This is a genomic window from Achromobacter sp. 1011791174 (genome assembly GCF_059760925.1).
The window spans coordinates 19,797-29,084 of the sequence record NZ_JCBANH010000083.1 but is presented as its reverse complement, the minus strand read 5'-3'; the positions used below and the strand labels follow the sequence as shown (position 1 = coordinate 29,084).

At 66.3% G+C, this 9,288-nt stretch carries 5 protein-coding genes and 1 tRNA gene; 4 read left to right on the top strand and 2 right to left on the bottom strand.

What is annotated here, in order from left to right:
* Positions 1-80: 80 nt before the first annotated feature.
* Complete coding sequence (locus AC6LJ5_RS23305; RefSeq protein ID WP_498141745.1) at positions 81-1,604, top strand: 3-hydroxyacyl-CoA dehydrogenase; 1,524 nt, start codon at positions 81-83, stop codon at positions 1,602-1,604.
* 186 nt (positions 1,605-1,790) lie between these two features.
* Here the strand turns inward: AC6LJ5_RS23305 and AC6LJ5_RS23300 are convergent, their stop codons facing one another.
* Positions 1,791-2,705, bottom strand: coding sequence for a c-type cytochrome (locus AC6LJ5_RS23300; RefSeq protein WP_498141744.1), 915 nt, complete (start codon positions 2,703-2,705; stop codon positions 1,791-1,793).
* Positions 2,706-2,941: 236 nt separating this feature from the next.
* Here AC6LJ5_RS23300 and AC6LJ5_RS23295 point away from each other — a divergent pair.
* Positions 2,942-3,016, top strand: a tRNA-Arg gene (locus tag AC6LJ5_RS23295).
* A 604-nt stretch (positions 3,017-3,620) separates the two neighbouring features.
* Complete coding sequence (locus AC6LJ5_RS23290) at positions 3,621-6,830, top strand: autotransporter family protein (protein ID WP_498141743.1); 3,210 nt, start codon at positions 3,621-3,623, stop codon at positions 6,828-6,830.
* Here the strand turns inward: AC6LJ5_RS23290 and AC6LJ5_RS23285 are convergent.
* Positions 6,808-6,945 carry a hypothetical protein gene (locus AC6LJ5_RS23285; RefSeq protein WP_158658323.1) on the bottom strand — a complete coding sequence of 46 codons (138 nt, stop codon included), beginning with the start codon at positions 6,943-6,945 and terminating at the stop codon, positions 6,808-6,810. The two genes, AC6LJ5_RS23290 and AC6LJ5_RS23285, sit on opposite strands and share 23 nt — an antisense overlap.
* A gap of 240 nt (positions 6,946-7,185) precedes the next feature.
* Here AC6LJ5_RS23285 and AC6LJ5_RS23280 point away from each other — a divergent pair, with 240 nt between their 5' ends.
* Complete coding sequence (locus AC6LJ5_RS23280) at positions 7,186-9,282, top strand: putative bifunctional diguanylate cyclase/phosphodiesterase (protein ID WP_392410883.1); 2,097 nt, start codon at positions 7,186-7,188, stop codon at positions 9,280-9,282.
* Positions 9,283-9,288: the final 6 nt, after the last annotated feature.

Here is a 9,288-nt window from a genome sequence, read left to right as displayed (position 1 = left end):
CGCGGCGGTCATGGTCCCCGCCGCAAGCCATCCACATATCCAATCACCCAGATCGTCCATATAGAGGCAGGAGAGCGTTCATGAAGGAGATTCAAACCATCGGCGTCGTGGGCGCCGGGGCCATGGGGCGCGGCATCGCGCAGATCGCGGCGCAGGCCGGGTTGCGCGTGCGCCTGTACGACACCAGCGCGGAAGCTGTTGCGTCGGCGCGCGAAGCGCTGCGCCAGACCTGGGACAAGCTGGCGCAGAAGGGCAAGCTCGGCGCCGCCGACGCCCAGGCCGCGCTTGAGCGCGTGGTAGCGGCCGGCGCGCTGTCCGACATGGCGGACTGCCAGTTGGTGGTCGAGGCCATCGTCGAGCGCCTGGACGTCAAGCGCGACCTGTTCGCGGCGCTGGAAGGCGTGGTGGCCGAGGACTGCATCCTGGCTTCGAACACGTCCTCGCTGTCCATCACCGCCATCGCTGCGGCCTGCAAGCGCCCGCAGCGCGTGGCCGGTTATCACTTCTTCAACCCGGTGGCGCTGATGAAAGTGGTGGAAGTGATCGACGGCCTGCGCAGCGCGCCGGAAGTCGGCGACGCGCTGGCCGAGCTGGCCCGACGCATGGGCCACACGCCGGTGCGCGCCAAGGACATGCCCGGCTTCATCGTCAACCATGCCGGTCGCGGCATGAATACCGAAGGCCTGCGCGTGGCGCAGGAGGCCGTGGCCAGCTTCGCCCAGGTCGACGCCATCATGCGCGAGCAGGCCGGTTTCCGCATGGGCCCGTTCGAGCTGCTGGACCTGACCGCGCTGGACGTGTCGCATCCGGTGATGGAATCCATCTACCGCCAGTTCTACGACGAGACGCGCTTCCGTCCCTCGCCCATCACCGCCGTGCGCCTGGCCGGTGGCCTGATCGGCCGCAAGGCCGGCGAAGGCTTCTACACCTATGTCGACGGCCAGAAGCAGGTGCCGGCCGAAACGCCCGCGCCGGCCCTGCCGCAGAACCTGAAGATCTGGGTCAGCCCCAAGCATCCCGAAGGCTATGCGCGCGCCACCGCGCTGCTGGAAAAGCTGGGCGCGCCGCTGATCTCCGGCTCCACGCCGGCGGCCGACGCGCTCATCATAGTCACGCCTTACGGCGAGGACGTGTCCACCGCCGTCTCGGCGCAGGGCCTGGATCCGGCCCGCAGCGTGGGCCTGGACACGCTGTATGCGCTGGACGGCGCCAAGCGCCGCAGCCTGATGCTGTCGCCGGCCACGCAGCCGCAATGGCGCGACGCGGCCCATGCCGCGCTGGCCGCCGACGGCGTGCCGGTCACCGTGATCCAGGATTCGCCGGGCTTCGTCGCGCAGCGCATCGTGGCCACCATCGTCAACATCGCCTGCGACATCGCGCAGCAGCAGATCGCCACGCCGGAGGACATCGACCGCGCCGTGACGCTGGGCCTGGGCTATCCGACGGGTCCGCTGGCGCTGGGCGACGCGCTGGGCGCGACGCGCATCCTGGAAGTGCTCAAGAACATCGAGCGCGTCACCGGCGACCAGCGCTATCGTCCCAGCCTGTGGCTGCAACGCCGCGTGCAACTGGGCATGTCGCTGCTGGAGCCGGCGACGGCCTGATGGGCAGCGCATCGGCCCGCGCGCGCAAGCACGGGTCGATGCAACGAGGCGCCTGCACCGCGCCCGCGCGGGAAAGGACGTCGGCATCGTCGCGATTGACGCCGATGGCTTCCGGCGCCTGCCCACGAAAAAGCCCCTTGGTATTCCAAGGGGCTTTTTGTCGTGCCGAGGGGGCGGATCAGAGGATCACTTGGCCGCGTCCACCATGTATTGCACGGCCGCGCGGATATCTTCTTCAGTGGCGGTGGCCGCGCCGCCCTTGGGCGGCATGGGCGGCTTGCCCTGCATGGCGATCTTCACCATCGCGTCCATGCCGGTCTTGATGTAGGGCTCCCAGGCGGCCTTGTCGCCGAACTTGGGCGCGTTGGCCACGCCGGTGGCGTGACAGGCGAAGCAGACGCTCTTATAGAGCTTTTCGCCGGCCGGGTTGACGGCGGCCTGTTGCGGCGCGGGCGCAGCAGCGGCGGGGGCGGGCGCTGCGGCTGCGGGAGCCGCGACGGCCGGGGCGGCAGCGGCAGGAGCCGGCGCGGCGGCCGCCGGAGCAGCAGCGGCCGGAGCAGCGGCTTCTTCCTTCTTCGCGCCTTCCTCGGCCGGCGCGGCCGGTTCGGGCAGCGAGGCGCCGGACTTGTTGGCCATGTAGACCACGGCGCGCGCCACTTCGTAGTCGCTCAGCGTGGGATTGCCGCCCTTGGCGGGCATGCCGCCCTTGCCATGCAGCGCGACGTTCAGCAGGGACTCGTAGCCGGCCTTGATGAAAGGCGCCCAGGCGGCGTTGTCGCCGATCTTGGGAGCGCCCGCCACGCCGGCGGTATGACAGGCCGTACAGACGGCGGCGAAGACCTGTTCTCCGGTCTTGAAGACCTTGGGCGCGTTGGCGTCGACCAGCTCGAAGCCGGCGACCGGGGCAATGCGCTTGGTGACGGCTTCAGGCGTCAGGGTGTCCGAGCCGGCGCCGACCTTGGTGGCGGAGACGACCATGTTCACCAGTAGGATGATGATCCCGATCGGCACCACGAACGCCAGTATGGCCGTGACGATCAGTTGCTTGGGGGTCTTGATGGGGGAGGAATGCTCTTCTATGTGTTCCTGCTGGTTGCTCATGACCAAATCCTGCAAACGGGTACCGGGGCGCCTGGTGGCGGCAACAGAGAAAGATCAGTACTGCACATTCGGGCGGCGAACAGCGGATCGCCCAGCAAGCAAACGCTGGATTATATAACGGTGTCATGGACGCCCGTCCAATGGATCGGGCCGGGTTTTCGAGCAGTTTGCGCGGGGATTTGATCTATTTCATGCACGCTGCTCAAACTTGGGTACAATACCGCCTCCCTTGCGCTGCGCCCGTAGTTCAATGGATAGAATGAGAGTTTCCGAAGCTCTTGATACAGGTTCGATTCCTGTCGGGCGCGCCACCATTTCATTTCCAATGCCAGGCGTGATGCGCAATTTGTGATGCGCAATTCGTGACGCGCAATTGCCGCCTCGCCTGCGCCCCGGTCAAATTCCCCCGCTGAGTTTCCCTGCCGTCCAGCCCCAGCCTATTTGCGGCGCGGCTGATGCGCGCGTGCGTCGAACAAGCCGCCAGGCGATTCGGACTTTGGTCTGTTGGCATGCCATGACGCCGGTTCGCGTTGGTTCGTGCTGACGGACGCGTACCGGATCCGTTCATGCAAGAAGTTCGACGCATCGTCCTGGCGGCCGTCATACGGCAACCGCTGCCCAGGCGAACCCGGCGACTGACCTTGCCGCCTGCGTCGCGGGCATCAATATCGCAAACCCATCAGTTCCAAATACAAGTTCAAATCATTTTTGAGCTTCGTACAAACACTAACGAAATTGTCATTCGTTGCATGACGTTTAAGAATCATCCGGTGTTGCTCGTAGGTTGCGGCAAAGAAGATGAGGGCTTCCTTCACTACGCCGCTGCTCGCAGGGCGCCGGACAGTACCCTTTTCCACTTCGTGATTGGCTTGTGGTACGCGCCGGCGCCCTGCGCTCGCGGCCCGATCCCTAGCCATGCGACGTCATCTTCATCCCATCATGCGGGCCGTGCTTGCCGCAGCGCTGCCGGTCCTGCCTCATGCTTCCTGGGCGATTGACTACGACCATATCCTCGTCAACGATCCCTCGGGCTCCAGCGAAATCTTCCTGCGTCCCGGCGATACCGTCACCAACGCGGACCAGCTCACGGGTCTGGGTGCCGCGGTGGATGTTTCCGTTGCGGGCAATAGCGTTCATGCCGAGGGCGTCACCATCAGCACGTCCCGGCCCAACGACGGCAACCTCCTGGCCAACCCCGTGGGCGTGCGCGCCACCGGCGGCGGGACCGTCACGCTGCTGGATAGCACCGTCACCACGGAAGGCGACCGAAGCCGGGGCGGCCATGCGCTGCACGCCGAGGACGCCGGCAGCGCCATCACCGCCACCGACTCCCGCCTGGTCACCCACGGCATCAATGCCGACGGCGTGCAGGTGGAACGGGGCGCCCTCGTCACACTGAAGAATGTCGAAGTCACCACGCACGGCGATTTCGCCAACGGGATCCGGGTGAACGGCGTCGGCTCGACGCTCAAGGCCGACGGCGTGACGATCACCAATGCGTCGGAACAGGGGCGAACAGGCGTGGTCGGCAGCCAGGGGGCGCAGATCGACCTGAAGGATGCTGGTATTTTCACGCCGGGCGTCGGCGTGTACCTGTCCAGTTCACAGGCGGCGCTGAAGGACGTGACGATCCGAGGCGGCATCGGCATGCAGTTGAACAGTGTCAGCCTGCTGGATGCGCAGGCGCTGGAAGTGCATGCCGAGCGGAACGCGATCGAGATCGGAGAAGCTTCCGGCGCGGTGCTGTCAGGGGCGACCCTGACATCCGAAAGTGGCTATGGCATACGCGGCGGTAGCGGGGACAGCTATGCCAGGCTGAGCGATGTGTCCATAACGGCCCTGGGCAGCCAGGGTCAGGGCATTGTGTTCTCCCATCGCCTGGCCCGCGAACTGGAGGCGGAAAGACTGACCGTCGAATCCACGGGCATCGGCATCGACATGGCGGGCGGCGACACCCGCTTGAGCGACAGCCTGATCGACACCTACGGCACGGGCGCCTACGGGCTGATTTCCCGGGGCATGGGCGCCGAGGTCACGCTGCGGGATACTCGCCTGACCACCCGAGGCGATGGCGCGATCGGCCTGGTCGCGGGTAACGGAAACATCGGCCAGACGCCCGGACGATCCAGTCATTTTTCCCTGAACGGCGTGCGCATCAGTGCCATGGGCGCCGATGCGCACGGAATCTGGAGCTACACGACCCGCGCCGACGCGGATAATACGCTCGCGTTGGGGCCCGGCACGGTCATTGATACGCAGGACGGCATCGGCCTGCAGGTGAGCGGCGGCGATCACAGTGTGATGCTGGAAGATGCCGACATCATGGCGCGCCAGGGCGGCAAGGCCGAGGACGGCGTGCTGCTGCACATGCGCCCGGCCAAGGTCACCAGCGGCGGCGTCGTCACGATGGTGGAAACCGGGCAGGTCGATCTGAGCGCCAGCGCTTCCGCGCTGAACGGCCACGTCATCGCCGCCAGCGGCACGCTGGACATGCGCCTGAGCAATGGCAGCACGCTCTCCGGCGCCATCAGGGAGAGTGGAACGGGACGCGTCAACAGCCTGGCGCTGGACGGCACGAGCACGTGGAACGTGCGCGGCGATTCCACGCTGGGCACCTTGAGCAATGCCGGCACCGTGGCCTTTTCTTCGCCGGGCGTCGACGGCTTCAAGACGCTGACCGTCCAGAACTACGAAGGCGGCGGCACGCTGGTGCTCAACAGCCAGCTGGGCGACGACAGCTCGCCCACCGACAGGCTGGTCATCGACGGCGGAAGCGCCAGCGGCGACACGGGCCTGCGCGTGATCAACGCCGGCGGCACGGGTGCCTATACCACCTACGGCATCCGTCTGGTCCAGACCGTGAACGGCGGCACCACGGCCGCCAATGCCTTCCATCTGGATGCGGGTTCGACCGGCTACCGCGCCAGCGCGGGCACGCTGGCCCTGAACGGCTACGACTACAGCCTGGTGCGTGGTGGCAATGCTGGCGTGGCGGACGACTGGTACCTGACGTCTTCGGACACGCCGCCGCCCGGACCCGTCGATCCCGTGGATCCCACTGACCCGGTGACGCCGGTCGACCCGGTTGATCCTCCCGATCCGACCGATCCGGGAATTTCTCTTCCTCCGACCGAAGGCGCGGGCAACAGGAACGTCTCGCCCGAGAGCGGCGCCTGGGCCGGCAACCGGCGTGCCGCCCTGCGCCTGTTCGCGCACAGCATGCATGACCGCGATGTCCGTCCGGTCGACGAGGGCGCGGGCAGCGCCAGCCGCAAGCTGTGGACGCGCGTCTACGGCGGCCACGACAGCGGCCTGCGCATGGCCGAGGGGCGCGTCGATGTCGAGACCGACAGCGCCATGGCGCAATTGGGCATCGACCTGTTGCGCGCCCCGCTGGGCGCCGAGGCCGCGCTGCGCGTCGGCCTGATGGCTGGCTACGGCGATGCGCGCACGCGCTCCACCTCTACGCTGCGCCAGCCCGGAACGGGCGCGACGACGCGCGTGCGCGCCACCGGCTCGGTTTCCGGCTACGCCGCCGGCCTGTATGTCACCGCCTATGCCAATGACGCTACCCGCCTGGGCGCCTATGCCGACGGCTGGCTGCAGTACGGTCGCTACGACAACCGCGTCAGCAGTGAACTGGGCACCGCGCGCTATGGCTCCAGCGTCTGGACCGCCTCGCTGGAAACCGGCTATGCCTTCAAGCCTTTCGCGGCCGGTTCGGCGCTGGCCGATATCGTGGTGGAACCCAAGGCGCAGCTCATCCACAGCCGCGACAAGGCCGAAGATGCCACGCTGCAAGGCATGCGCATGCGCAACGGTTCGCGCAGCGATACCGTGATGCGCGCCGGCGTGCGCATCTATCCCAAGCCCGCGCCGGACGCCGCGCCCGCCAGGATCCAGCCGTTCCTGGAAGCGAACTGGATCCGCAATGCCGGCTCGCCGTCGGTGCGCATGGGGTCGAACACGCTGGACGTCGCCCAGGCGCGCAACGCGCTGGAACTCAAGCTCGGCGCCCAGGCGAGCATTGCGCGCAATGTGCAGGTGTCGGCCCAGCTCGTGGGCACGGCAGGCGGCAAGGAGCGCGGCTATGGCGGCATGCTCAACCTGAGTTATCGCTGGTAGCGGTGACGGAGCCCGTCCGCATGGCGGGCTCCTGCAGGGATTGGATGGTATCCGCGGCATGTCGCGCGGCGGCATGCAGGGTCTTTTGGAAAATGCCGTCGCGCAGTTCGAACATTGAACGGATCCAGATACCGGCAATATTGCGAGTAATCGAATGCGCGCCATGACGCGGAATCGCGCCGCCACGCGCGCCCTGGCGTCTTTTCCTCCCGTTTGCCAGAAAAAAACAACAGAAGCATGAAAAGCCGCCAGCGCGCGCATCGCGCCGGTGCTTCCGTGATCAATCCGCTGGTAGCATTGGCTCACTGCGGGGCCGGCAAGATCGAAGCCGGGCCGCAGGCTTGCAGGAATAGCGATGCTGATCGGTGAATACAGTCCCCTCCTGGTTTTTCTTTCTTTAATTGTTGCGATTGTTGCGTCGTATACGGCGCTGGACATGGCGGGGAGGATCAGCAATGTCCGTGGGCGGGCCGCGAAATACTGGCTCGCCGGCGGGGCATCGGCGATGGGCCTGGGCATCTGGTCCATGCACTTTGTCGGCATGCTGGCCTTCAGCCTGCCGATCCCGCTGGGCTACGACCCGTGGATCACGCTGATGTCGCTGCTGATCGCCATCGCGTTTTCCGCCTATTCGCTGCACCTGGTCTGCCAGGAGCGCCTGCCCTGGCAGAAGCTGGCGGTGGGCGCGCTGCTGATGGGCGCCGGCGTGGCCGGCATGCACTACACCGGCATGATCGCCATGCGCATGGCGCCGGGCATCGCCTACGACCCGGCCCTGTTCGCGCTTTCCATCCTCATCGCGGTGCTGGCATCGGGCGCGGCGCTGTGGATCGCGTTCAATCTCCGGCACAACACCACGCGCGTGCGGCGCATGCGCCTGCTGGGCGCAGTGGTCATGGGCATCGCCATCGTCGGCATGCACTACACGGGCATGGCGGCCGCCAATTTCCCGCTGGGCAGCATCTGCGGCGCCTTCGCCGGCGGTCTCAGCCCGGAATGGCTGGCGTTGTTCATCATCACGGTCACCATGTCGGTGATGGGCACGGCGCTGCTCGTGTCGTTGCAGGACCTGCGGCTGGAGACCACGACCTCGACGTTGTCCAGTTCCCTGGTCAAGGCGAACGAGGAACTGACCTATCTGGCGCTGCACGACAACCTGACCAAGCTGGCCAACCGCCTGCTGCTGGATGACCGCCTCAAGCAGGCGCTGCGCACGGCGCGGCGCGACAAGGACCTGACTTTCGCGCTGATGTTCCTGGACCTGGACGGCTTCAAGGCCATCAACGACGTCTACGGCCATCACGTGGGCGATCTGCTGCTGATCGAAGTGGCGCAGCGCATACGCGGCGCCCTGCGCGAGGAAGACACCGTCGCCCGCATGGGCGGCGACGAGTTCGTGATCCTGGCGCTCAACATGGATCCGGCCAGCGCGGGCCGCCTGGCGGAAGACCTGATCGAGGCGATCCGCGAGCCGTTCCGCATCGATATCCATCAGCTCGCCATCTCGCTGAGCATTGGCATCGCCATCTATCCCAACGACGGCATCGACCAGGACGACCTGCTGACCAACGCCGACGCGGCGATGTACCACGCCAAGGGCATGGGCCGGGATACGTACTGCTTCTTCCAGTCGTCGATGAACGCCAATGTGCATCGCCAGCTGCAGCTGGTGCAGGACATGCGCCGCGCGCTGGAAAACAGCGAATTGCGACTGCACTACCAGCCCAAGTTCATGGCGCCCGACGGCCCCATCATCGGCGTCGAGGCGCTGGTGCGCTGGCAGCATCCCACGCTGGGCCTGTTGATGCCGGACGAGTTCATCCCCATCGTGGAGAAGACCGGACTGGTGATTCCGCTGGGCAAGTGGGTGCTGAACGAAGCCTGCCGGCAACTGGCGGCCTGGCACCGGGAACACGGTATTCGCTGGAGCGTGGCGGTCAACCTGTCGGCGGTGCAGTTCGGTCATCCGGACCTGGTGGGGACCGTGTCCGACGTGCTGCGGCGTCATGGCCTGGACGCCAGCTATCTGACGCTGGAGGTCACGGAATCCACCGCCATGAAGAACGCCGATGCGAGCCTGGCCATCCTGCAGCAGCTGCACGAGATGGGCGTGCGCATTTCCATCGATGACTTCGGCACCGGCTATTCCAGCCTGCTATACCTGAAGCGCCTGCCGGCCACGGAATTGAAGATCGATCGCGGCTTCGTGCGAGACCTGGAGCAGGACACCGAGGACGCCGCCATCGTGTCGGCCATCATCGCGCTCGGCAACGCCTTGAAGGTGCAGGTCGTGGCCGAAGGCGTGGAAACGCCCGAACAGCGCGAGTTCCTGACCGAATTGGGCTGCCATTCGCTGCAGGGCTTTTTGCTGGGCAAGCCGATGAACGTGGAGTCTGTCGAATCGCTGATGACGCAGGACAGGCTGACCATCGATGCGGGCAAGGCTGGCTGAAGGCCG